This is a genomic window from Imperialibacter sp., from assembly GCF_048007035.1.
Taxonomy (GTDB): domain Bacteria; phylum Bacteroidota; class Bacteroidia; order Cytophagales; family Cyclobacteriaceae; genus Imperialibacter.
This window is the reverse complement of the sequence record NZ_CP180355.1, coordinates 783,364-806,467: the sequence shown is the minus strand read 5'-3', so window position 1 is coordinate 806,467 and position 23,104 is coordinate 783,364. Positions and strand designations below refer to the sequence as shown.

General features: G+C 47.4%; 22 protein-coding genes and 1 tRNA gene. 10 read left to right on the top strand and 13 right to left on the bottom strand.

Features of this window, described 5'->3' with window-relative positions; all coding sequences use genetic code 11:
- Positions 1–169: 169 nt before the first annotated feature.
- A complete protein-coding gene (locus ACMVP2_RS03620) occupies positions 170–526 on the top strand; it encodes a hypothetical protein (protein ID WP_339788777.1) in 357 nt (118 codons plus the stop codon).
- Between the two features lie 115 nt (positions 527–641).
- Here ACMVP2_RS03620 and ACMVP2_RS03615 read toward each other — a convergent pair whose 3' ends face one another.
- From ACMVP2_RS03615 to ACMVP2_RS03605, 3 genes are all read right to left on the bottom strand, one after another.
- Positions 642–1,673, bottom strand: a complete 1,032-nt coding sequence (locus ACMVP2_RS03615; RefSeq protein ID WP_416866748.1) for a hypothetical protein — start codon at positions 1,671–1,673, stop codon at positions 642–644.
- On the bottom strand, positions 1,666–2,844 hold the full coding sequence (locus ACMVP2_RS03610) for a hypothetical protein (protein WP_416866747.1): 1,179 nt from the start codon (positions 2,842–2,844) through the stop codon (positions 1,666–1,668). The genes ACMVP2_RS03615 and ACMVP2_RS03610 overlap by 8 nt, the downstream gene beginning before the upstream one ends.
- 266 nt (positions 2,845–3,110) lie before the next feature.
- Positions 3,111–5,147 (bottom strand): prolyl oligopeptidase family serine peptidase, encoded by a 2,037-nt coding sequence (locus tag ACMVP2_RS03605; protein ID WP_416866746.1) that lies wholly within the window; start codon positions 5,145–5,147, stop codon positions 3,111–3,113.
- 145 nt (positions 5,148–5,292) lie between these two features.
- On the opposite strand from ACMVP2_RS03605, the gene ACMVP2_RS03600 reads away from it, so the two are divergent.
- On the top strand, positions 5,293–6,120 hold the full coding sequence (locus ACMVP2_RS03600) for a purine-nucleoside phosphorylase (protein WP_416866745.1): 828 nt from the start codon (positions 5,293–5,295) through the stop codon (positions 6,118–6,120).
- A 116-nt stretch (positions 6,121–6,236) separates the two neighbouring features.
- Here the strand turns inward: ACMVP2_RS03600 and ACMVP2_RS03595 are convergent, their stop codons facing one another.
- The 5 genes from ACMVP2_RS03595 to ACMVP2_RS03575 form a co-directional block, all read right to left on the bottom strand.
- On the bottom strand, positions 6,237–6,485 hold the full coding sequence (locus ACMVP2_RS03595; protein ID WP_416866744.1) for a hypothetical protein: 249 nt from the start codon (positions 6,483–6,485) through the stop codon (positions 6,237–6,239).
- Positions 6,466–6,792, bottom strand: a complete 327-nt coding sequence (locus ACMVP2_RS03590; protein WP_416868190.1) for a type II toxin-antitoxin system RelE/ParE family toxin — start codon at positions 6,790–6,792, stop codon at positions 6,466–6,468. The genes ACMVP2_RS03595 and ACMVP2_RS03590 overlap by 20 nt, the downstream gene beginning before the upstream one ends.
- 132 nt (positions 6,793–6,924) lie before the next feature.
- Positions 6,925–7,572: a PAQR family membrane homeostasis protein TrhA gene (gene trhA, locus ACMVP2_RS03585; protein WP_339788759.1), complete on the bottom strand. Its 648-nt coding sequence runs from the start codon at positions 7,570–7,572 to the stop codon at positions 6,925–6,927.
- An 87-nt stretch (positions 7,573–7,659) separates the two neighbouring features.
- A complete protein-coding gene (locus ACMVP2_RS03580; RefSeq protein WP_416866743.1) occupies positions 7,660–8,370 on the bottom strand; it encodes a GIN domain-containing protein in 711 nt (236 codons plus the stop codon).
- Positions 8,371–8,401: 31 nt separating this feature from the next.
- On the bottom strand, positions 8,402–9,487 hold the full coding sequence (locus ACMVP2_RS03575; RefSeq protein WP_416866742.1) for an acyloxyacyl hydrolase: 1,086 nt from the start codon (positions 9,485–9,487) through the stop codon (positions 8,402–8,404).
- Between the two features lie 24 nt (positions 9,488–9,511).
- Between ACMVP2_RS03575 and ACMVP2_RS03570 the strand changes: the two genes are divergently transcribed.
- From ACMVP2_RS03570 to ACMVP2_RS03535, 8 genes are all read left to right on the top strand, one after another.
- Complete coding sequence (locus tag ACMVP2_RS03570; protein WP_416866741.1) at positions 9,512–10,216, top strand: SDR family oxidoreductase; 705 nt, start codon at positions 9,512–9,514, stop codon at positions 10,214–10,216.
- 24 nt (positions 10,217–10,240) lie between these two features.
- Positions 10,241–11,167, top strand: a complete 927-nt coding sequence (gene gldA, locus ACMVP2_RS03565) for a gliding motility-associated ABC transporter ATP-binding subunit GldA (protein WP_416866740.1) — start codon at positions 10,241–10,243, stop codon at positions 11,165–11,167.
- 3 nt (positions 11,168–11,170) lie between these two features.
- Complete coding sequence (gldF, locus tag ACMVP2_RS03560; RefSeq protein WP_339815186.1) at positions 11,171–11,896, top strand: gliding motility-associated ABC transporter permease subunit GldF; 726 nt, start codon at positions 11,171–11,173, stop codon at positions 11,894–11,896.
- Positions 11,893–13,578, top strand: coding sequence for a gliding motility-associated ABC transporter substrate-binding protein GldG (gldG, locus tag ACMVP2_RS03555; RefSeq protein ID WP_416866739.1), 1,686 nt, complete (start codon positions 11,893–11,895; stop codon positions 13,576–13,578). The genes gldF and gldG overlap by 4 nt, the downstream gene beginning before the upstream one ends.
- A 4-nt stretch (positions 13,579–13,582) precedes the next feature.
- Entirely contained in the window at positions 13,583–14,521 is a 939-nt protein-coding gene (locus tag ACMVP2_RS03550) for a hypothetical protein (protein ID WP_416866738.1), read from the top strand.
- A 464-nt stretch (positions 14,522–14,985) separates the two neighbouring features.
- Complete coding sequence (gene dnaN / locus ACMVP2_RS03545; RefSeq protein ID WP_317487681.1) at positions 14,986–16,110, top strand: DNA polymerase III subunit beta; 1,125 nt, start codon at positions 14,986–14,988, stop codon at positions 16,108–16,110.
- 110 nt (positions 16,111–16,220) lie between these two features.
- On the top strand, positions 16,221–16,973 hold the full coding sequence (locus tag ACMVP2_RS03540) for a membrane or secreted protein (RefSeq protein WP_416866737.1): 753 nt from the start codon (positions 16,221–16,223) through the stop codon (positions 16,971–16,973).
- 43 nt (positions 16,974–17,016) lie between these two features.
- Positions 17,017–17,736 carry a hypothetical protein gene (locus ACMVP2_RS03535; protein WP_416866736.1) on the top strand — a complete coding sequence of 240 codons (720 nt, stop codon included), beginning with the start codon at positions 17,017–17,019 and terminating at the stop codon, positions 17,734–17,736.
- On the opposite strand, the gene ACMVP2_RS03530 is transcribed toward ACMVP2_RS03535, so the two are convergent.
- The 5 genes from ACMVP2_RS03530 to ACMVP2_RS03510 all read right to left on the bottom strand — a co-directional run bounded on the left by ACMVP2_RS03530 (position 17,737) and on the right by ACMVP2_RS03510 (position 23,097).
- A tRNA-Leu gene (locus tag ACMVP2_RS03530) sits at positions 17,737–17,818 on the bottom strand.
- Between the two features lie 52 nt (positions 17,819–17,870).
- Positions 17,871–18,629 (bottom strand): OmpA family protein, encoded by a 759-nt coding sequence (locus tag ACMVP2_RS03525; protein ID WP_416866735.1) that lies wholly within the window; start codon positions 18,627–18,629, stop codon positions 17,871–17,873.
- A 92-nt stretch (positions 18,630–18,721) separates the two neighbouring features.
- Complete coding sequence (gene murA, locus ACMVP2_RS03520; RefSeq protein ID WP_339815180.1) at positions 18,722–20,026, bottom strand: UDP-N-acetylglucosamine 1-carboxyvinyltransferase; 1,305 nt, start codon at positions 20,024–20,026, stop codon at positions 18,722–18,724.
- Positions 20,027–20,695 carry a DUF4290 domain-containing protein gene (locus tag ACMVP2_RS03515; protein ID WP_416866734.1) on the bottom strand — a complete coding sequence of 223 codons (669 nt, stop codon included), beginning with the start codon at positions 20,693–20,695 and terminating at the stop codon, positions 20,027–20,029.
- Between the two features lie 116 nt (positions 20,696–20,811).
- Positions 20,812–23,097, bottom strand: a complete 2,286-nt coding sequence (locus ACMVP2_RS03510) for an ATP-dependent helicase (protein ID WP_416866733.1) — start codon at positions 23,095–23,097, stop codon at positions 20,812–20,814.
- Between the last annotated feature and the right edge of the window lie 7 nt (positions 23,098–23,104).

Below are 23,104 nucleotides of genomic sequence, written 5' to 3'. Positions count from 1 at the left end.
AGACAACCAATATTTTTCAATACAGAGAATTATTGGTTTTTTCTGAGAAAATTCAAGCAATATCTCACTGGGTCAGTCGAAGTATATGCCTATTGTTTGATGCCGAATCATTTTCATTTTTTTTATAAAAATTAAGGATGACGCAGATGAAAAGTCCGCCGATAAGGCATTGTCGAGGGTAGAAAAGGCATTTAAGGATTTCTTTATTTCATATGCAAAGTCTGTCAACGTTGAGCAGGGCAGAACTGGAGCTTTGTTTCAATATAAGTTCAAGAGAAAAGAAGTTGAGGAGCCAGACTACTATAGCTCATTGATTGGATACATTCACTTTAACCCGGTCAGGGCCAAGCTATGTGAAGAAGTTTCAGATTGGCAGTTTAGCTCTTACAATACTTTTTTGAGTGACCAGCCGACACTCATAAACAGGAGCGAAGTTCTGGAGTGGTTTGGTGGGAGGGATGGATTTTTAGCTTTTCACCAATCAAATATCGAGCTTTCCGTAAAACAGGATTGGGGGATTGACTAGACTACAAAAGTTTGGTTGAAAAAGCTTTGGGTGGGCGATTTGGTGAGGGAGGTGACAGTGCCCAGGTACAAGTTCCGTCAAAACTTTTGTAGTCTGCAAAAAGCCCGCCTTGGTTTTAAACCATCCCGGAATCCATCTTTCCCCCCATATAAAGCAGTATTTTCTCCACCAGAATTAGGTTCAGCACATGCTGCTTGATTTCTTCCTTGTTCATCATGGGCTTATTATACTGCAAGGCAAGCCCTATTGCAGGATAGGCTGCTACATGGATATTTGGCCCAACAACTGATACGTGGAGCGACGTCATCAGCGATTTTGACTCAACCATCACATTCATCAACGAATCGTCAAGAAACCGTTCCACCAATTTGTCCTCTTTGGGTACCACATAAAACAGATCGTGGAACTTCTTTTGTGTTTGGTTTCTGTTCAGCTCTTTCTCGCTCGAAAATAGCTCATCAAGTTTTTTGGAGAGGGTCGCACCGAGCAGGCCATCTACAGCCTCGTCTATCAAGACGCTGCCTGCCACCTTCTCTTTAGACCCGATCACTACTGGTTGGGGAAAGCAAGATTGCTTTAGCTCCAGTGTGCCCACGGGCCCGTGGAATTGAATAACACCCTTGTTACTGTTTGACTGCGACCGGGCAGTTGTGCTGGCTCCGGTGACTTTGATTTCGGCGATTGTTATTGGCTGTTCGTTGGCAGTACCCTCCAGCTGCAACTCAGTTTCCACCTTCATGTACCGCCGGTCTCTCAGTAGATAGGTTTCTTCGAAAAAGTCGGGCGACAAAGCTTCAGTCCTCACATGGAACCCATGGGCTTCGCCAAATGCCTCATAAATGCCCACCTTAAGTAGCAACTGAAGTTTTTTGAATCTATCATGGCGATGATAGCTGACGTAGATTGGGTAGCCAATGGCAAAGAGACCTGTGAGAGGTATGACAGCGATGAAAACTTTAGGCAGCGCCGGAAAAGAGACAAGCAAAACAATGGTGCTTACGCAAAGCACACCTAGAATTGCCATCGCCATTTTATAGGTTTTGAAGCTGTAGCGCTGCATGATTTCCAGGCGTTGCTCCTCCAAGTAGGCCAGGTTAGCCGCCACTTTGTCGGCGACAGATTCGACTTCCGATGTGAGGCTATCCATTGTCGCAGGGCGTTTCTTTCACAATGGGGTAATTGTCGGGGTGAATGGCGTAAGTGTTGCCGTCGAACTCTATCGTTTCATGGTCAGGATAATAAACGAATTCCACCTTTGGAATCGCTTCATTGTCTGTTGAAATGGTATAGGTGTTATCTACAGCTGAAATCGTTTTTATCCGATAGTCGAAAGCATCCTGGTACCAGACAGTTCTCATCACCCAGCCGTTGTCGTCGTTATCAAAGGTCAGCCGGGGCACACCGCCGCCGCATATCAGAAACCTTACAAGCTGCCCATCCTTTTCGGTGAGCATTTCGATTTCCAGGCCCTGGAGGTCAGCTAACAAATCAAGTGGATTTTCCGCATCCGGGTCAATTTCCATTACATCTCCTGAGGCTTCCAATTCCTCTTCCGGTGCCATGCGATCAGCCAGAAAAATGAAGTCGATGCCGTTGTCCGTATCGCCCAGCCATTGATAAACTCTTGCCGACGCCACATTTCCCCAGTTATTGCACCGGGCATCAGCTAAAATATTTGTTGTTGTCACGACTATCTGGGGCACGGTGCCATCGCCGCCGCCTTCCACAGCATAGCTTGTCACTGATCCTATGCAGTCGCCGGGATACTCTTTTCGCTCCCCTTCTTCTGGCGGGCAACTGGCCACACACCTGGTGGTCAGTAGTGGCTCGGATGCCCAAATCAAAGTAGTGGAGTAGGTTCTCACCCAGAAGGCTGATTCTTTCATCTTTTCGTCATTCAGCCGGTACTCATAGGTGGATAGAAAATCGCTTTTGCCTTCCCCGGAAACATCTTCGATTTCTTTTACGGTACCAGGAATTAGGTGGATGGTATTGGCTATTGACGCCAGCTGAGATTGCACCTGAAAGAATTGATCAGGCATGACAAATTTTCCCACTATCTCAGCGCCGAATAAAACCGTGTAGTAGCTGGTGGAATCTTGCAGGCTTTCCTTTAAGCCATAGAAAGTGAACCCGTCAGCCAGGATCGAGTCGGTTTTGGAGATGGTGTGATCAGGAGTGGAGAAACTGCTTTTTCGGAGTGAGATGAATTCGTCAACAATAGCATGGCTTGTTTTTTCGCTCGTTTGGCCACTGTTGCAGGCAGTAATCCCCATGCCAGCAAGGCCAAGGAAAAGCAGATAAAATGATTTTTTCATATGAATGGAACGGTTCAGTTGAGTGGTAGTCGCTGCTATTGTGTAGTGTTGCCTACATAGCGTTTTGTGTCAATGACAGCATTGGATTGCCTAGCTAAAACAAAATAAATTGCCATGCCGAATGGGCTGGCTGTTATAAAAAGTAAAGGCTAATCTGCTTGCGGCAGTACGGGAAACTGAGGGAAATCTAGTCGAAAGAATTTAATGTTACAATAACCGGTAAAACAAACTTTGCTGCTGATTGGCTACCGTGGTTTTTCGTCAGATTACTCCTCCGGCACCTCGATTTCCTCGCCCCAGATATACTTACCAAACCATTGCCAGTTGTGCCACACGGCGGCCAGCCTTTCTTTCGGTTTGGTAATACCATGGCCAAAGCCTTTGTACACAACGAGCCTTGTTTCAACGCCCACATCCTGCAAGCCCTGGTATAGCTCATAGGCGTTGGGAATGGGCACCCGTTTGTCGAACTCACCATGCTGGATGAGCGTGGGCGTTTGGGCTTTGTTGATATTGGTCATCGGCGATGTCTTCTGGTAGATGTCCATATCGGCCCAGGGTGTGGCTTTGAGGTACTGCCTGGTGAACGGATGGATATCGGTATTCACATAGTAAGTCACCCAGTTGGAAATGCCGGCGCCTACAGAAATGGCTTTGAACTTATCAGAATTGGTAGTGAGAAAGGCAGAAATGTAGCCACCCTGGCTCCAGCCCATGCAACCTATCTTGTTGCTGTCGACGATGCCCTTTTTCTCCAGCGATTCCACACCTGACAACACATCCCAGGCATCACCCACGCCCAGGTTCTCCACGTTGAGAGAGCGGAAAGCCTCGCCGTAACCTGCGGAGCCCCGGTAGTTGGGCTGTAAAATCAGGGCACCTTTATTGACCCACTGGTTCAGGGGATAAACATAACTGGCAACTGGTGACGGAGTGGAGATGCCCGTTGGCCCGCCGTGGATGATGACCAGCAAAGGATACTTCTTTTTAGGGTCGTAATCCTTTGGTTTACTGAGGATGCCTTCAATGGTAGCGCCATCCTTGCTTTTCCAGCTGATAACCTCGCTGTCGGCAGTGGCCCAGTCGGAAAGCTGCCCGGTGAAATTGGTGAGCTTCTTTTGCGCCACGGCCTTGATGGGGCTTGTGTAGATCTCTGTCAGGGAATTGTCTTCAGCCCCTGAGAACGCTACCACCTCGCCGTCTCCAGTGAACGACATGCCATAAATTCTTGCGGGCGAGGTGAAGATGGGTTTGAACTTTCCGTTGTCTGGGTCAACAAAGAAAATCCGGCGAACCGTTTTTTGGTAGGCAATGCCAAATATCCCCTGCGGGTTCCACACGAGGGAACCCAGATTTTCATCGAACGATTTTGCTAGCTGCGTGTTTGCGGACCCATCCAGTTTTATTCTAAACAGCTTTTCATTTTTGTAGAAATTTGAAATGGTGTCGCTCAGGTAGCTGCTGTAAAGAATCCACTGTCCGTCGGGCGACCAGGCCTCAAGCCCATCGGAGCTTTTGTTTTTAACCAGCGGCGCCACCTTCCTGGTCGCCACGTCCAGAATAGAGATATCCGATTTAATAAAAGAAGTGATAATAGGATCAGGTTGGTGATTGAAAGCGATCTTGGTTCCATCGGGTGACCATAAAAAGTTGGTTACTGTGTAGTTCACACTGTCCAGCAAAATTTTGGTGGTCTCGTCTTTTTTCGTGGTGTCCTTTTTATCTTTTGGCAGCTCGGGCTTAAACAATTTCTCAGGATCAAACGTCGTCAGCCACAGCCTGCTGAGATTGTATTCTGCATCTTCAACCTCAAATCCACCAAACTTGTCCTTTCTGGCCTTTTCAGCTTTCTCTTTGTCTTCGGCTTGTGTGAAAGCAATTTGTTTGCCATCGGGCGCCCATTCAAAATTCGAAATGCTTCCTTTTGTGTCGGTTAGTTGCACCGACTCGCCGCCCTCCAGCCGGATGACCTGAATCTGTGTTTTGCCGGTTTTGTCTGACAGAAAGGCGATCCATTGTCCATCAGGTGACCATTTGGGACTGGTACTGCTGCTTTTCGTGTTATTGGTAAGCTGAAACGGCGTGCCGCCATTTTTTGATAGCCAAATTTCCGTATCAAACCTGTTTTCTTCCCAGTCGGTGGAGTTAACCGTGAACGCTACATTTTTTCCATCGGGAGAAATCTCGGGGCTGCCCGCCGATTGCAGTGAGAGCACTTCTTCAAATGAAGGATTTTTGAGAGACTGGCTGTTTAAAGTGAGGGCAGGAATGAAAAGCAGGGAAAGCAGAAAATACTTTTTCATAGATGGGGTGGTTTGAATAAGAAGAAGAGGGCGCTGGAATCTGAAGTTACTAAAGAGCTATCAGTAGTTAAATCACCAAAGTTTTATTTTCAAAAGCAATTCTTGAAGAGTAGATTGGTCAGATTTTTCTTTACGAACATTATACATGCACATCCCAATCACTCAAATACAGGAGATCAGTCAATTTCTTCAAAGCAAAACGGCTGTCCGGCCCGAAACGGGAATTATTCTCGGCACTGGTCTCCACAGCCTTGTGGATGAAGTGACGATCGTCGATGTGATTGATTACAAGGATATCCCAAATTTTCCCGTGTCAACGGTTGAGTTTCACAAAGGCAAGCTGATATTTGGACATATTGGTAAGGTGCCTGTGGTCGTGATGCAGGGCCGGTTCCATTTCTACGAAGGCTACAGCATGCAGCAGGTAACTCTGCCGGTGAGGGTGATGAAGCTACTGGGCATTAAGCGCCTATTTGTGTCAAATGCCTCTGGCGGGCTTAACCCCGCCTTCCAAAACAGCGACATGATGATGGTGACTGATCACATCAACCTGTTCACAGAAAACCCACTGCGAGGTAAAAACCTGGATACACTGGGCGACCGATTCCCTGATATGAGCGAGGCTTATGACCAGGGTATGCTCAAGCTGGCCAGACAGATTGCGAAAGAGGAAGGCATCGATTTGAAGGAAGGAGTGTACGCAGGGGTTGAAGGTCCTAACCTTGAAACGCCGGCAGAGTACAAGTACCTCAGGATCATAGGAGCTGACGCAGTGGGCATGTCCACCGTGCCTGAGGTGATTGTAGCCAGGCACATGGAAATTCCGGTGTTTGCCCTTTCCATTATCACCGACATGGGCGTGCCAGGCCTTATCAAAAAGGTAAACCTTCAGGAAATAGTGGATGCCGCTCAAAAAGCGGAGCCGTTGTTGAAGAAAATGGTGAGCAGGATGGTGGAGGCAACATCGGCATAAGGGCCAAACTTTCGGTCGGAACGAGCATCTATTCCACCGTGGCATCCAAGCGTTGCTGCACTAAAGATCCAAATTGAGCGTTATATGGCCACCTAGTCCATCTTTTATAATTCTCATTAGGGTAGACAGACGTATGTCGCTTGCGTCGTTTTCGATCCTTGAAATATAGTTTTTTGTTGTTCCGCTTTGATAGCAAGCTCTTCCTGCGTAAGGTTCTTTTTCTTTCTGGCTTCCTGTATCAAAACGCCAATTTTAAACGCCTCAAATTCCTCTTCATACTTTTCACGAGAAACGCTGCCGGGTTTTCCGTACTTCGTATTGATGTGGTCGTCCCAGGAAACCAGATTACCTTTTTTGTTCATCATAGTATTTTCGCATCAATCGTTCGGCTCTTTCAATCTCAATCTTAGGAGTCTTCTGTGATTTTTTTTGAAACCCATTTAGGACAATCACTAATTTACCTTTGTCAAAAAAACAAAACACCCTGAAGATATCGCTCCCTACTTTGATTCTTATCTCAAACAATCCATCGGTACCCTCGAGGTGTTTAAAGAACCTCTCAGGAATCATAGGCAGTGTTCGAACTAAATCAATCACCCAATCTATTTTGGCTTGTACTTTTGCTGTTTGTCCATTATAGAATTCCCAGAAGTCGGCACCATAGACATAAATATCTCTCAGGTACTTTTCACTCGTGGAGTAAAGTTATCTATTCAGACAACTTTATACAAGCACATAAAGTTCATAACTACTTCTCTGTAGATGAGGTTGAGAAAAAGTGGATTTACAATTTTGTTCCGACCCCTAAGCCTGCAACAAAAACATCATGGCTATAAAGTGAGTGATCGTACCTCCCAGTACAAACAAATGCCAGATGGCGTGAGCATACATCATTTTCTTTTGCACAAAAAAGATGGTGCCAAGGGTATAACTCACGCCGCCGCCAAGAATCAATGACAAAACAGTGGCGTCGAGTGAGGCAAAAAGGGGCTTAATAAGGAAAACGCCCATCCAACCCATGCCAAGGTAAAATATCAAGGATGCCTTGGGGAAACGGTACTGGTAGTACACCTTGAAAATGATGCCCAGCACGGCCAGGAGCCAGATGATTCCGAAAAACACCCATCCGAGTGCTCCGCTTACTCCCAAAAGCAAGAAGGGTGTGTATGTGCCTGCAATCAGAATATAGATGCTGATGTGGTCGAATGTGCGGAGGAGTCTTTTCACCTGCTCGTGCTGAAAGGCATGATAGAGCGTCGAAAAGGTATAAAGCAAGAGAAACGAGCCGGCGAAAATGCTGCTACTCACCACGTGAATGGCTGAGCCATTTAAGACCGAGAAAGTGACTAACAAGGAGATGGCCACCACGCTGAAGAGGATGCCGATGCCGTGGGTGAGGCTATTGGCTATTTCCTCTTTGAGGGTTTGCGGTCGATGTGCTGAAGCTTCCATAGTTTACTAATAGTTTATGACCAGGAAAAGTGCCCCAATGTAGTAATTAAAGAGGTTGCTCCATGCAGAAAGAACAGCGCAACCTCGTCAATCATAAGAGAGAAGCTTTCCGGAACCATTGATACTTACCTTAATTGCTTTTGGCTCATTGAAATAGATAAGATTTCCGTAGCCGCTCATTGTGCCTCTCAGCGTATCTGTTGGCAACACTTTCATGTCGTTCAAGCCTTCGTGCTCCACCACCACCACCTTTGCCCTAAGCTGGCTGCAATCTACCAACGACACCTGCTGGTTGACAAACAGGTCGGCGTAGTCGCTGGTGCCACTAATTTTTACGTTGGACTTGCCGTAGTTCCTCAGCACAAACCCACCCGTTTTTATGGTGAGGTCTATCTCTGTATAGCTGAGATGAATGGCCAGCCAGAGCCGGTCGAGGCGGATGGAGTCCTTGCTATACATCGGGCTGGTGCTTCGGTGAACAATAAAGTTCAGGTCAGGTGAAGAAATTGTCAACTTTGGACTCTTGTAGTGGCTGTTCCAAAGGCATGTGGTGGCGTTCTCCACCCGATAGCCCTGGTCAATTTCCGTAAAAGCAACATTGGGTAGCGATTCTTCATAGGTAGTAAGCACTACCTGTTGAAAGGTCCCGCTCACCAGCTCTACTTCAATGTCATCCATGATTTCCAGGCTGGTGAACTTCTTCAATTCTATCTCCTCTACTATCTCCCGGCCGTATTTTTCAAAGCATCGATCAACAAACCCATCCTGACAGGCTGACCCGGTTAGCCCACTGAGCATTGCCAATGATATCTGCAAGATGTGTCTACTACTAAAACGCATAGGCACCTCCCCAAACTACTGCGTAAGACCCCTGAAAGTTCCTGACAATCAGGTGGCTGGCCACCGAGAACTTGTCGTTGATATGGAATTTCAGCCCTGCCTTTTGGTACCAGTCGGGGTCGGCTGTTTGCTTCACCACATGGTAGCCAAGGCCTGCCTGCAAACCCATTCGCCCAAATAGCCACTCTTGTTGAGCGAGGATGCCTATTCTGTAGTGAAGGCCGTTCCCACTCACAATGCCTGTGTTCACCTCATACTTCGTCGCCCAATCATAGAAGTAGTCGATGCCAATGCCAAGATAGACTTTTTCAAAAAACAGCCTTTCTCTCAGAACCCCGAGGTAAACCAGCGCATACTTTTTTGCCAGAAGCCACTCGGGTTGCCTCAGCCCCCCACCAAACTGAAGAATCCAATGGCTTTTTTTTGCCAGCTGCAGGCCAGGTTTAGGCGCTTCAAACACCTTTTCTTTTTGCGAAAAAATGTAGCCAGCCCCGACGGCCATTTGTGCACTATTCAGTCCCAGGTTCGGAACCCTAATGCCACCATTCGAAATGTGCATAAAGGATAATTCCGCCCGGCTGTACCATCTCTGGCCCCAGCGTCTTTTGAACCCAACACCGAAGTTGATTTTGTAGCTAAGCGGAGCGCCAATGGCAAAGTTGAGGTTGCTTTCTTTTATGCTGAAATGAGAGCCGGAGTAGAGCAGCCCTACACCCGTGTTGGCGTAAATGGTCGATTTTGCCCACTGAACGACAGGTATGTCAAGGAAGGCCTGCAGACCGACGGCCTTACCCAGGTTTTTGTTGTGGAAGTCGAGGTAAGTCAACTTTGCATGGAAGGCAAAAGTTTTGCGGGTGTTGGCCCAGTTATATAACGGAATGGGTGTTTTTTGATAACCGACACTAAAACCGCCGAGGGCGGTGTTGGTCAGGTGGGGAATTTTTTCATTGAAAAAGAAGGCACCATACTCACCAGTCAATTCAATACTTTGTGATGCTTCGATGGAACTAATGCTTTGTCCGAAAACATTTGATAGTAGATTGAAAATAAAGATTATTGCAAGCGTATAGCGCATCGAACAAGTGAAAGACTCAAAAGTATGATTTTGAAAGGTAAAACGGCAATTGTAACAGGAGCGAGCAAGGGAATAGGCCTTGCCATTGTAGAGGAGCTTTTAGAGAGGGGAGTGAAGGTAGCTGGCTGGAGCAGAACAGATCCCGGAATTTCAGACAACGATTTTCAGTTTATTAAAGCCGATGTGCAGTCGGTTGAGTCGATTGAAGCTGCTTACAAGGCCACAGTAGCTAAATTTGGCAACACTATCGACTTTCTGATCAACAATGCCGGACTTGGCATTCCTTCGGCTTTTGAGGACACCAAGCCCGAAGACTGGCAGACAATGTTTCGCACCAACGTAGACAGCATTTTCTATATCTCCAGGTTATTGGTGCCGCAAATGAAGCAAAACGACTTCGGCCATATCATTAATATTTCCTCTATTGCCGGGCTCAATGGGGTGAAAGGCTACGCAGCATACAGCGCCACCAAGCATGCGGTAACCGGACTCACACACTCCATGATGATGGAGCTCCGGGACTTTGGCATCAAAGTCACTGGTGTGTATCCGGGCTCTACCAATACACATTTCTTCGAAGGAAGGCATACCTCTACACCGCCTGAAAACATGATGCGGCCTGAGGATATTGCCAAGTCGGTAGTCGAGTTATTGGACACCCACCCAAATTACTTACCAGCTGATATTGAATTAAGACCCCTAAGACCACAAGGAAAGCCTAAAAAATAATATTTTTGGGGTTGCATTCAGGATATGTCGCTAGAGGTACAAAATGTAAGTAAGGTTTTCGGCGCTCAGAGAGCGGTTGATCATCTTTCTTTTTCGGCTAAGAAAGGAGAAATTCTCGGGTTTTTAGGCCCCAATGGTGCTGGCAAGTCCACCACCATGAAAATGGCCACCACCTATTTTGTTCCCACCGAAGGAACGATCTCTGTGGCTGGCTACGACGTGGAAACCCAATCGGCTGTGGTGCGCAACCACGTGGGCTACCTGCCCGAACACAACCCGCTGTATCTCGACATGTTCGTGCATGAGTACCTTGCTTTCATTGGCCAGGTGCACAAAATCAAAGGCAATGCCCTCACCAACCGGGTAAAGGAGATGATTGACCTGTGCGGCCTGGGAGTAGAGCAAAACAAGCTGATCGGCCAGCTGTCGAAAGGCTACCGCCAGCGGGTGGGTTTGGCTCAGGCACTGATCCACAATCCACCAGTGCTTATCCTCGATGAACCGACCACCGGCCTCGATCCGAACCAAATCCTGGAAATCCGCCATGTAATCAAAGAGATAGGTAAAGAAAAGACCGTGGTGTTTTCTACCCACATCATGCAGGAGGTGACTGCTATTTGCGAAAGGGTCATCATCATCAATAAGGGCAAAAAAGTGGCCGACAGTACGGTGAAGGAGCTGGGTAAGCAGGCCAAAGGCCAAACCTATGTGGTGCTGGAGTTTTCGGAAGAAATGAGCAGCTTTGCCGGGTTGGATAAAATGAAAGAAGTAGTCAATATAGAGACCATCGACGCCAGGAAGATCCGGCTTACAATCGATGCTGGCAAGGATATCAGACCGTCGCTGCTCAAGCTGGCGGGTGAAAATAGCTGGCCGCTGTTGGGCATCCAGCAAGAGGAGAACTCTCTGGAAAATATATTTAAGGAACTCACACAAGAAACAGTTTCTTAGCCTATGTGGACAGTATTCAGCAAAGAAGTCAATAGCTTCCTCAATTCCCTCATTGCCTATGTGGTGATAGCGGTATTCCTTACAGGCATTGGTCTACTGATGTGGGTGTTTCCTGAAACCAGCGTTCTCGACTATGGCTATGCCGACATGGAAACGCTGTTCAGCCTTGGGCCCTATGTGCTGATGTTTCTTATTCCCGCCATTACCATGCGGCTTTTTGCCGAAGAGAAAAAGGGAGGGACGCTTGAGTTGCTACTGACCCGGCCGCTTTCTGAAGTGCAGATTATAGGTGGCAAATACCTGGCAGGCCTCTTCCTTGTCGTTTTCACTTTGCTGCCCACCGCTCTTTACTATTTCTCTATTTCGTCGCTGGGCAATCCTCCGGGCAACCTCGACACCGCCGGTATCCTGGGCTCCTATGTCGGGCTGGTGTTATTGGGGGCTGCTTTCACGTCGATTGGTTTAATGGCATCGTCGTTATCAGAAAATCAAATCATTGCTTTTATACTGGCTGTATTCCTCTGCTTTTTCCTTTTCACGGGCTTCAACTCAATCGCTGCCATCAACGTGTGGGGCAGCTACTCATTGTTCCTTGAGCAGCTAGGCATGCTTACTCACTATAATTCGCTCAGTAAGGGCCTTCTCGATTCCAGGGACATCGTCTATTTCCTGAGTGTTATTTTCATTTTCCTGCTCATTACCAGGCTTAAACTCAACCAAAGGATATGAACTGGAAAAGCAGACAGGTGACCCGATGGTTGATATTGCTCAATGGCCTTTTTCTGGTCGTTTGGGTCAATATGCTGGCCGATACCTGGCCGGTTAGGGTTGATTTAACGGAGGAGGGCCGGTACTCGATTTCAGCGCCCACCAAAGAGCTTTTGAAAAACCTCGACGAGGTGGTGTATGTGGAGGTTTATCTCGAAGGAGAGCTGCCTTCCAACCTGAAAAGGCTTCAGAAATCAATCAGGGAGACGCTGGAAGAGTTCAGCGTGTATGGTGGCAAAAACCTTGAGTTTACTTTCAAGAATCCCGTAGCCGGAGGCTCTCGCCAGGCCCAGGAAAAAATGATGATGGAGCTAAGTGCTAAAGGTATTCAGCCCACCGACCTGAGCTATACCAAAGATGGCAATACTGTCCGCCGCCGGCTGTATCCGGGGGCGTTGATTTCATACGGAGGCAGGGAAGCTGGCGTGATGCTGCTCAAGGGTAACAAAGGCGATGGCAACGAGGAGCTGCTCAACCAGTCGATAGAAGGAGTGGAGTACAACCTTGCCTATGCCATCAAACAGTTGGTTAATAACGACAGGAAAAGGGTAGGGGTAGTTGTTGATCATTATTCGATTGACACCCTGGCACTGGCGGGTTTTCAGTCGTTGCTGATGGAAAAGTATGAGGTGAGTGCCATTCAGCTGGCCAGGCAGGTGCAGCCATTGGCGGGGTTTGACGCCATCGTAGTCGCAAAGCCTTCAGTAGAATTTAGTGAAAACGAAAAATACCTGCTCGATCAGTATGTCATGAGTGGGGGCAAGCTGCTGTTTTTCATTGATGCGCTCAGCGTCGACATGGCAGGGGCGGAAGGAGCAGGCACCATCGCTTTTCCAATTGAACACAACCTTACCGATCTGCTTTTCAACTACGGGGCCCGCATCAACCAAGATTTTGTGCAAGACCTAAGCTGCGGCGAGTTCCTGGTCATCGATGGCATGGTGGGCGACCAACCTCAAGTGAAATTGATCCCCTGGCCGTTTTTCCCTGAGGTCAATCGGTTTTCAGCGCATCCCATGGTCAAAAACCTGGACGCTGTGATTTTCCGATTCACCTCTACCATCGACACAGTAAAAGCCGACGGCATAGTAAAGACACCTTTGATGTTCACCTCGGAAAGATCCAGGGTGCTGTCGTCGCCTGTCAGGGTTAATCTCAACGATATCCGGGGAGGCATCAATCCGGAGGCATTCAACCAGGGTAGTCAGCCCGTGGCCTACCTATTGGAAGGCCCATTTAATTCGCTTTATAGAAACAGGGCGCTTCCAAGAGGTGTAAATAAAACCGGTTTCAGGGAAAAGGGAGTGCCTTCAAAAATAGTGGTGGTGGCCGATGGCGATTTCATCCGCAATGAGTTGAATCCTGAAAATGGGCAACCAATGGAACTGGGAATCGACCCTATTTCTCAAAAAGTATACGCCAACAAAGACTTCATTGTCAATGCCCTTGAGTACCTCATGGACGACGATGGATTGATTTTGGCCAGAAACCGGGAGGTGAAGATACGACCGCTCGATAAACAGAAGATAGATGAAAACCACACATTCTGGCAGGTACTGAATCTGGCAGGCCCTTTGGTGCTTTTGCTGCTCTTCGGTATCGCTAAAATGTTCCTAAGAAAGAGAAAATACACAAGGTTCTAAGGCCATGCATAAAAACACCACACTACTTATTTCTCTGGGCGTTTTGTTGCTGCTAATTGCCGGCACATGGTGGGCCGGTCGGCCATCCGAAACATCCATTGTAGGATACGATTTACTGGAGCTATCCGACACGACCAAAATCTCACGTATTGAGATGATTTCCGGTGAGAACAGCGTGGTATTGAGCAAAGCGAATAGCAAGTGGCTGGTCAACGACAAGTACAAAGTGGATCGATCCATCCGAAATTTCCTTGTGGGCGTGCTGAAGCTGGTGAGGGTGAAAAGGGAAGTGGGGCCAAGTCAACTGGCTGAAGTAAAGCAGTGGATGGCATCAGGCAGAAAAGTAATTATCAGTGGAGAGCAGGGTGTGCTCGCTGAGTTTACTGCTACCGGCAACCCTTCGAAAACCGAATCTTACTTCTCCCTGGCGGGGGACAGCAAGGTGTATCAGGTGGAGCTGCCCGGCTATCCGAACTATGTTTCAGGCATTTTTGAATTTACTGAAAACCAATGGCGTAACAGGCTGCTGTTTTCCAGCGACTGGCGCTCGATCCAGTCTTTAACAATTGACTATGCCGATGATCAGAAGAAGGATGTGACCATTGCCTTTGACAAGACCACGTTGAAAGTGGTCGACTTGCCGGAAGCAGACACCCTTGTGCTGGAAAACTATATTCAGCAGTACGAGTCCTTTTTTACCAACGAGTTCATCAGCAAGGGGCAAATTCCTGTTTATGACAGTTTAATGGACGCAACGCCTGTGGCAACCATCAGGTTGAGGGACATCGATTCTGCTAAGAATACGGAGCTTGATGTCTACCCGGGACCAACCGATCAGCCCTATGTGCTGCTGAAGGACGAGGCAGGAAATTACTCTGTTTGTGATGCAGGCCGGGTCCGTTCGCTATTGATTTCCACAGACGACTTAAGGCCTAAAAATTAAACCAGATTGCCTGTTTCCTGGTTAAAAACTGGAACACACTAATGTCTCTTCTCAATTTTTGAGGGACGAAGGTTTCAAGGAAATCAAATCCTTTTAACGCATCGTGCCCAATAAGGAGGGCGGGAGAAAAATGGCGGAAGGGTGCGGGCAATTGGCCTGTGCGTTAATTTTTCGATGATTTTTGGTTACTTTTCATCAAGGAAAAGTAACAGCCAGTCCGGCTTTAGGACAAAAGGGTTGTCTTGGATATTTTTTTTCAGGGCAATTGTGTACGTTAAACTCAATCAGACAATATTCTTCAAGCACCGGATAAAAAGCGGTTTACGCCGTGATTAAGCACTTTTTTTATGGAAGTAAAATTTCCCCAGACAACGATGACTGGAATAGCATTTTATTACCCTCAAATCTAATTTTTGTTATAACTTTGCCGGGTTAACAATCTTACCTTACAATACAGAAATTCTATGAAATTCATTGTTTCGTCATCATATCTACTCAAACAACTATCAGCTATCAAGGGAGTGATTACCACTAATCCGGTAGTGCCTATCCTTGAAAACTTTCTATTTGAGATTACCGACGGAACATTGAAAGTGACTGCTTCTGACCTGCAAACTTCTATGATTACCGAAATAGAAGTGGAGGCCAAAGAAAATGGCAGCATTGCAGTTCCGGCTAAGATTTTGCTGGAAACCCTTTCTAACCTCCCTGAGCAGCCAGTAACCATTTCTGTTGACGAAGACACCTACAGCATCGAGATCAGCTCCGACAATGGACGCTACAAGCTTTCAGGCGAAAACGCTACCGACTTCCCTAAGGTGCCTGAAGTAACCAACGGTTTTTCTGTGAACATATCTTCGGACGTGCTTGCAACAGCCATTAACAATACCTTCTTCGCCACCAGCAACGACGAGCTTCGCCCGGCCATGACTGGCGTTTACATCAAGCTTGACGAAACCAATACCACTTTTGTGGCCACAGACGGCCACCGCCTGGTGCGCTACCGCAGGGTGGATGTGGCTGCGGATGTGACCAACTCAATGATCATCCCCAGAAAGGCCTTGAACCTGCTGAAAACAACACTGCCGGGAGAAAACACCAATGTGAGTGTGGAGTTCAATGTGTCAAACGCTTATTTCAAGTTCGATCATGTTAAGATGATCTGCCGCCTTATCGACGAGCGCTTTCCCGACTACGACAATGTCATTCCGGCGGAAAACAATAACATCATGACCATCGACCGCCTGGAGTTCCTCAGCTCCATGAAGCGGATTGCGATCTACGCCAACAAAACCACCCACCAGGTAAGGATTAAAATCACAGGCAGTGAACTGATGATTTCTGCTGAAGATCTTGACTTCTCGAATGAAGCTAACGAAAGACTTTCGTGTGAGCACGATGGAGAAGATATTGAAATCGGATTCAATGCTCAGTTCCTCATTCAGATGTTGAGTAACCTCGAATCGAAAAAGATTTCCTTTAAACTTCAGGCAGCCAACAAAGCAGGCTTGCTCGTGCCGGTTGACAAAGATGAGAATGAAGACCTCCTCATGCTGGTAATGCCGGTAATGCTTAACAACTACGTGTAAGCTAAACTCGTTTTAAACCGATCATCTTTTTTCTCGCCAGTAGCCGCTACTGATGCTTTAGTGTGTCATTGTTTTTCATTAATTTGAGTTATTAACTCAAACATATACCCATGAAGAGATACACTTTACTGGCAATGGTCTGCATAGCACTGGCGGCCGCAATTAGTTTTTCGTTCACCTCTGCTGACTCATATCGAAAGCTGGATCTTTCGGGAGCATGGAGTAGCACAGGCACTGTAAGTGGTAAGGCTGCTAAACACATGCTTGTCATGACCGACGGATACTTTTCCATGGCTACCTATGCCGAAGCCGACGGTTCCTTTATCACCACCCTGGGAGGTAGCTATTCTGCCACTGACAATTCACTTTCAGTCACGTTAGAGTTCAATAGCTCAGACGCCTCTTCTGTTGGCCAGCCAACGACGCTGAATTTGAAAGAAACGAAAGAAGGTTTCACGGTGAGCAACTCCGATGGCTCGATTTACTATGCGTTCACCAATGTAGATAAAGGCAAGCCTGGTGCTTTGGCAGGACCCTGGCTCATGTCTGGTCGCAAGGCCGATGACGGGAGCATCGCCAACCGGGATACAAGCGGGCCACGCAAAACCATGAAAATCCTGTCAGGTACACGCTTCCAGTGGATCGCCTACAACACTTCGACCGGGGAGTTTTTTGGCACCGGGGGAGGCAATTACACTACCAAAGGAGGAAAGTACACTGAGAACATAGAGTTCTTCTCCAGAGACAACTCTCGGGTAGGAGCCGCTTTGCAGTTCGATTATTCACTGAAAAACGGTGCATGGCACCACAGCGGTTTGAGCAGCAAAGGAGATCCTATTTACGAAGTGTGGTCTAAGAGATGATCGTTCTCCGATGCAGTTTTTGAGCATCTTATGCTGGCTGATTTTGCCGGGCTTTTTACTGGCCTGGCAAAGCCCGTCTGATGCGCCTGCCGGAGTCACTGCTAATAACGAATATGTTGGTGCCTGGATAAGTGAAAGTGTTGACAAAGGGCGACCCGTCACTCAGATTTTGATCGTCAGTGACACGTACTTCACCACAGCTTCCTTTCTGACAAAAGATCATCATTTCCTTTCTACTTCCGGAGGTACTTACAAGATGGAGGGAGACAAAATGACTGTGACCATCGAATTCCATTCTCCCGATCATTACCAGGTGGGGAAACAGCACGTGTTGCATGCAAAGCCCACCGAAACCGGTTACAAGCTGGTGGCGAGAGACGGCATGGTGCTGGGCGATTGGAAGCGAATTGATGCTGGAAACAAGAGCCAGTTGGCAGGCCTTTGGTACGCTGCGGCTTATAGGAATGAAGCAGGCGACACAATCAGAACTGACTATAAAGTAAAGACCGTCAAGATATTATCCGATACCCGTTTCCAATGGATCGCCTTTGACGCAATTTCCCGGAAGTTTGTGGCAACTGCTGGTGGCACTTATTCAGTCACGCAGACTGGCTATGTGGAGAGCCTGGAATTCTATGCGAATGCAGACGACAGGATCGGTAAATCGCTTGGATTCAGGTATAAGCTGGAGGGAAATAACTGGACTCACACAGGAAAAAGCAGCCAGGGGATGCCGCTTTATGAACTTTGGAGTAAAAAATAGTGCGGATGAGAAGACTCGAACTTCCATGCCTTGCGGCACTAGACCCTGAACCTAGCGTGTCTACCAATTTCACCACATCCGCATCTAAGAAGTTACAATATTAATACAACGGTACGAAAACCGTGCTATAACGCCTACAGAATATCAACAACGATAAATTCAACACGGCGGTTTTTTTGCTTGTTTTCTTCGGTGGTATTGGGTACCAAAGGTTTCGTTTCGCCGTAGCCTTTGGCGGCTAACATTTTTTCAGGAACGCCCTTATCCTTCAGCACTTCAACAATGGCTTGTGCACGGCGCCCGGAGAGCTCCATATTGTCATCATGAGTGCCTGTGTTGTCTGTATGCGCCGCAATTTGAACAACCAGGTTTGGATGCTCCCAAAGCAACTCATAAATCTCTTGTATCTCAGCCAGAGACTCTTCCAGCATTTTGGCTGAGTTGGTTTCAAAAAAAACCTCTTTTAGCTGAAGCTTCATGCCAACCTTAATAGGGCTTAGCTCCAGCGTTATTTTAATATCAGGCCCCAGGTTTTCTTTAGCCAGATTGAACTCCACTTCGTTAAAAAGATGGCTGTCGGCCTTGCTAACAATTCGATAGTCTCCGCCTGCAGCAAGGTTGAGCTTGAGTGTGTCGCCAAGCTCTTTGGCAACGAGCACCTTTTTATTCAGCATGTCGAGTACTTTAACCTTGGCAGTGATCTTGTTCTTCGTCTCACTGTCGACCACTATCAAAGTTAACCTGGGGTTTTGCTTGCGGTTTTCAGCGGATGTTTTTTCAGAATTGTCGGTGGAGTTTTTTGTTGCCTCTGAGCTAACTTTAGCTATAGCAATTTGCGAAACGCTCAGTGTAAACATAAGGTACACGGCTACCCGAGCGAGTAGTTGGGACATTGGTTTCATGCAGGAACAGGTCGATAAAAATCGAATATATAAAAAAATATGTCTCTGACCCAAAGTCAGGTATTAACGCTTCTTAAACGAGGTTAAAACCTCTCTATTTGTGCACCAATGGCGTTTAAACGTTTTTCTATGTATTGATAGCCACGGTCGATTTGCTCCACATTGTGGATGGTGCTGGTGCCCTCGGCCGACAGCGCAGCGATTAACAGCGATACGCCTGCACGGATGTCCGGGGATGTCATTTGTATACTGCGCAGTGGAAATGCCCTGTCCAGGCCAATCACTGTTGCCCTGTGAGGATCGCAAAGAATGATTTGAGCGCCCATGTCGATAAGCTTATCGACAAAGAACAGCCGTGATTCAAACATTTTTTGATGGACAAGCACCGTTCCTCTGGCTTGAGTGGCGGTCACCAGAATGATACTGATGAGGTCGGGCGTGAAGCCAGGCCAAATAGCATCCGCAATGGTGAGGATGGAGCCATCGATAAAAGAATCTATTACGTAGTGCTCCTGAGCGGGTATAAAGATATCGTCGCCTCTGAATTCCAGGTTGATGCCCAGTCTTCTAAAGGTGTCAGGGATGATGCCCAGTTGATCAATGCGGGCATCTTTGATGGTAATTTCGCTTTGGGTCATGGCAGCAAGCCCAATAAAGCTGCCGATTTCAATCATGTCGGGCAGCATGGTGTGCTCCGTGCCTCCCAGGCTTTCTACACCCTCAATCACAAGCAGATTGGAACCAACGCCTGATATTTTGCCCCCCATGCGGTTGATCATTTTACACAACTGCTGGATGTACGGCTCGCAGGCTGCATTGTAAACCGTAGTTGTGCCTTTGGCCATAGAGGCCGCCATAATGATATTGGCAGTACCTGTAACAGAAGCCTCATCCAGATGGAGATAGGTACCTGTAAGCTCTTTGGCGGACACATTGTAGAAGCCGGTACCGATATGGTAGTCGAATTTAGCTCCCAGCTTTTGAAAACCAATGAAATGCGTGTCGAGCCTTCTGCGGCCTATTTTGTCTCCTCCGGGCTTAGGTATTTTTCCTTTCCCAAACCGGGCTAAAAGCGGGCCGAGGATCATGATAGATCCACGCAGCGATGCAGCCTTTTCCTTGAACTGATCGGACTCAAGGAAGTCGAGGTTGACGTCCTTGGCAGTAAAAATGTAGGATTCAGGGCCCGTTTTCTCAATTTGCACACCAAAATCAGCCAACAACTCTATGAGTTTGTTCACATCCCTGATGTCAGGAATTTTCTTGATGTGTACTGGTTCTGCTGTAAGTAAAACTGCCGAAATTATCTGAAGAGCTTCGTTTTTAGCGCCCTGAGGTTGTATTTCCCCCTTAAGGCGCTGCCCTCCCTTTACCCTGAAAGAGGCCATCTAGTTTCTCCTGCGCTTTTGGAAGTTACGTTTGTTTCTGTTGTTGTTGCCGCCTCTGTTGTTATTGTCCCTCTGCTGGCGGGGTTGGTTGGTGGCAAACTCTCTTTCTTTCACCAATGGGTCGAAAAGGTTTTGCTCCTTTACTTTCTCAATGCCAATGGTGAGGTCTCCTTTAGAGAGCTGTTCAATGTTTTGAAGAATCACTTCATCGTCAACATTGTCACGATTCCAGGCCAGCTGGAACGTTTTCATCAGCTTACCGATGGAAATGACAGCAGCCTCACGCTCTTCAGCATCTTCCAAAGCCAGCGCCTTCTGGATCATCAACTCCACGTTTTTTCCGTAGTGCTTGAACCGCACATTGTGAGTGTTGTAGTCCATTTTTCTTGGCTTACGACCAAGTATGCTCTTTTCAGGCATAGGAAAAGGACCGTCCACTTCAAGCTCGAAACCTGCCATGATGTAGAGGTCATCCCAAACTTTCTGTGTGTACTCCGGATAATCTTTGGTGTTAGGATTGATCATCTTCATCAAATCCACAAGGGTCTCCGCAAAGCGGGTCCTTTTTTCTTTGTCCTCAATGGTCTTCACATAGTTGACCAGTTTTTGGACATTTCTTCCGTATTCTCTCAAAACTAAAGGGCTTTTATCTTCATCGAAGTCATTCATAGGAACGCCGTTTTGGTGCTACTCTAACAGGGTTCCTAGCAATTTACAAAAATCGCAATGAAAAGTTTCATCTAAAGGTAGAGTCTTCTTACTCCGAAATGAAACTTTTGGCGAAACTATTCTACTATTCTCAATTTGGCAAAGCTTAAAAGCAAAGTTTTTTCACCAAACTGCTCAAAATCAATGATGGCCTTCCTGTTGGCACCATCCACGTCCATCCTTATTACCTTCCCAAAGCCGAATTTGGGATGTTCCACCCTGTTGCCGACTATTAAATTGCTCGTGTCGCTTGGTTTGAAATCGGATGAGGGTTGGTGGGCGGTTTGCTTTACAAAATGCCTTGGTGCTTGTGGTTTTTGCTCCGGGAAGCCGGCAATAAGCGAGCGCTTTCCAAAATGTTGTGCCTGCACGCCCGGCAGCGGTTCGTGGCTGCCAATAGATTTACTAACCTGTAGATAAGTTGTGTCGATGTCTGACAAAAAGCGGCTGGGTTCGCAGGTTTTCAGTCTGCCGTAGCGATAGCGATTGAGCGCATAGCTGAGGAAAAGATGCTGTTCTGCCCGGGTAATAGCCACATAGAATAACCTGCGCTCTTCTTCCAGATCGGCCCGGCTGCTGAGCATCATTTGGGAGGGGAAAAGATCTTCTTCCATGCCCACCACAAATACGTTCTTGAACTCCAGCCCCTTCGCCATGTGGATGGTCATCAGCGTCACGGCGTCGTCGAGCTCCTTGTTTTTATCGTCGGCATCAGTGAGGAGCGATACCTCCTGCAGGAATGCGCCAAGCGTTTTGTCGCTCGTTTCCGGATTGTCAACAAACTCTTTGATGGCGTTGAGCAGTTCCTGCACGTTTTCGTACCGGTTCAGTCCTTCCACCGTTTTATCTTCGTAAAGCTCCTTGAGCAAGCCTGAGTTTTTCGCAACCATTTGAGCTGTATCGTACGCATCACTTTTTTCCATCGTGATGCGGAAGCTCTTGATCATGGTGACAAAGTTTTTGATCGCTTCACCGGCACGTCCACCCACAAAATGGTGTATGTTCTCAAGAATCTCCCAGAGGGAAACACCCTGCTCATCGGCGGCAACGATAATTTTATCTACACTGGAGTCGCCAATGCCACGTTTTGGTAGATTGATAATGCGGCGAAGCGCCTGTTCGTCATTTTGATTGACAGCGAAGCGGAGGTACCCAAGCAAGTCTTTGATCTCCTTCCTTTGGTAGAACGACAACCCACCAACCACCTTGTACTTGATGTTCATTCGCCTCAGCGCTTCTTCCATTGCCCTCGACTGGCTGTTGGTGCGGTACAGTACAGCAAAATCGCTGTTATGGTACTGGTGATTCATTTTTTGCTCAAAAATGGTCGAAGCCACCAGCTTCCCTTCCTCATTGTCGCTCACGGCTTTGATGAGCTCTATCAACCGACCTTCCTGGTTGGAGGTCCAAACGTTTTTGTGGAGCTGCGCTTTGTTCTTGACAATCACCGAGTTGGCAGCGTTAACAATGTTTTGCGTCGACCGGTAATTCTGCTCCAGCTTGATGATCCTCAGGTCGGGGTAGTCTTTTTCGAAATTGAGGATGTTCTGAATATTGGCTCCCCGGAAAGCGTAAATACTTTGTGCGTCGTCACCCACCACAGCTATGTTTTGCCGGACGGATGCCAGCCTTTTCGTGATCAGGTACTGTGAAATATTGGTATCCTGAAACTCGTCCACCAGCACATACTGAAAACGTTGCTGGTATTTGTTGAGCACATCAGGGTGTTCTTTGAAAAGCAGGTTGGTATTAAAGAGCAGGTCGTCGAAGTCCATAGCGTCGGCCTTGAAACAACGCTGCACATAAAGCTGGTAGAGCTTGCCTATTTGTGGCCTCATCTGGCTTTCGTCGTCAGCCTGATACAACGGATTGTTGATGTAGTCTTTCCACGAAACCAGGTTGTTTTTGGCACCAGAAATGCGGCTAAATACAGCGTTGGCTTTGTAAACCTTGTCGTCAAGGCCCTGTTCTTTTACTATTGCTTTGATGAGCGACTTGGAGTCGTCGGCATCGTAGATGGTGAAGTTGCTTGGATAGCCAATATGATGCGCTTCCGAACGAAGCAGTCTGGCAAACACGGAGTGAAAAGTACCCATCCAAATGTTTCGGGCATCATTGTCCACCACTTTCTCAATCCGATTGCGCATTTCCCGGGCCGCCTTATTGGTAAAGGTGAGCGCCATTATTGAGAAAGGATCAACATGCTTATACTTGATCAGGTAGGCGATTCTGTAGGTGAGTACCCTGGTTTTTCCTGATCCTGCGCCCGCAATGATCATGGTCGGCCCTTCTGTGTTTACTACCCCTTCTCGCTGAGGTTCGTTTAGTTCTTTTAGAAATTCCTCTTCCGCATCTAGACTCATGACCGCA

Bases quoted from the DNA above. Each gene is read 5' to 3' on its own strand.
- ACMVP2_RS03615 (WP_416866748.1), bottom strand. From the start codon at position 1,673: ATGGATAGCCTCACATCGGAAGTCGAATCTGTCGCCGACAAAGTGGCG.
- ACMVP2_RS03610 (WP_416866747.1), bottom strand. From the start codon at position 2,844: ATGAAAAAATCATTTTATCTGCTTTTCCTTGGCCTTGCTGGCATGGGG.
- ACMVP2_RS03605 (WP_416866746.1), bottom strand. From the start codon at position 5,147: ATGAAAAAGTATTTTCTGCTTTCCCTGCTTTTCATTCCTGCCCTCACT.
- ACMVP2_RS03600 (WP_416866745.1), top strand. From the start codon at position 5,293: ATGCACATCCCAATCACTCAAATACAGGAGATCAGTCAATTTCTTCAA.
- ACMVP2_RS03595 (WP_416866744.1), bottom strand. From the start codon at position 6,485: ATGATGAACAAAAAAGGTAATCTGGTTTCCTGGGACGACCACATCAAT.
- trhA (WP_339788759.1), bottom strand. From the start codon at position 7,572: ATGGAAGCTTCAGCACATCGACCGCAAACCCTCAAAGAGGAAATAGCC.
- ACMVP2_RS03580 (WP_416866743.1), bottom strand. From the start codon at position 8,370: ATGCTCAGTGGGCTAACCGGGTCAGCCTGTCAGGATGGGTTTGTTGAT.
- ACMVP2_RS03575 (WP_416866742.1), bottom strand. From the start codon at position 9,487: ATGCGCTATACGCTTGCAATAATCTTTATTTTCAATCTACTATCAAAT.
- ACMVP2_RS03570 (WP_416866741.1), top strand. From the start codon at position 9,512: ATGATTTTGAAAGGTAAAACGGCAATTGTAACAGGAGCGAGCAAGGGA.
- gldA (WP_416866740.1), top strand. From the start codon at position 10,241: ATGTCGCTAGAGGTACAAAATGTAAGTAAGGTTTTCGGCGCTCAGAGA.
- gldF (WP_339815186.1), top strand. From the start codon at position 11,171: ATGTGGACAGTATTCAGCAAAGAAGTCAATAGCTTCCTCAATTCCCTC.
- gldG (WP_416866739.1), top strand. From the start codon at position 11,893: ATGAACTGGAAAAGCAGACAGGTGACCCGATGGTTGATATTGCTCAAT.
- ACMVP2_RS03550 (WP_416866738.1), top strand. From the start codon at position 13,583: ATGCATAAAAACACCACACTACTTATTTCTCTGGGCGTTTTGTTGCTG.
- dnaN (WP_317487681.1), top strand. From the start codon at position 14,986: ATGAAATTCATTGTTTCGTCATCATATCTACTCAAACAACTATCAGCT.
- ACMVP2_RS03540 (WP_416866737.1), top strand. From the start codon at position 16,221: ATGAAGAGATACACTTTACTGGCAATGGTCTGCATAGCACTGGCGGCC.
- ACMVP2_RS03525 (WP_416866735.1), bottom strand. From the start codon at position 18,629: ATGTCCCAACTACTCGCTCGGGTAGCCGTGTACCTTATGTTTACACTG.
- murA (WP_339815180.1), bottom strand. From the start codon at position 20,026: ATGGCCTCTTTCAGGGTAAAGGGAGGGCAGCGCCTTAAGGGGGAAATA.
- ACMVP2_RS03515 (WP_416866734.1), bottom strand. From the start codon at position 20,695: ATGAATGACTTCGATGAAGATAAAAGCCCTTTAGTTTTGAGAGAATAC.
- ACMVP2_RS03510 (WP_416866733.1), bottom strand. From the start codon at position 23,097: ATGAGTCTAGATGCGGAAGAGGAATTTCTAAAAGAACTAAACGAACCT.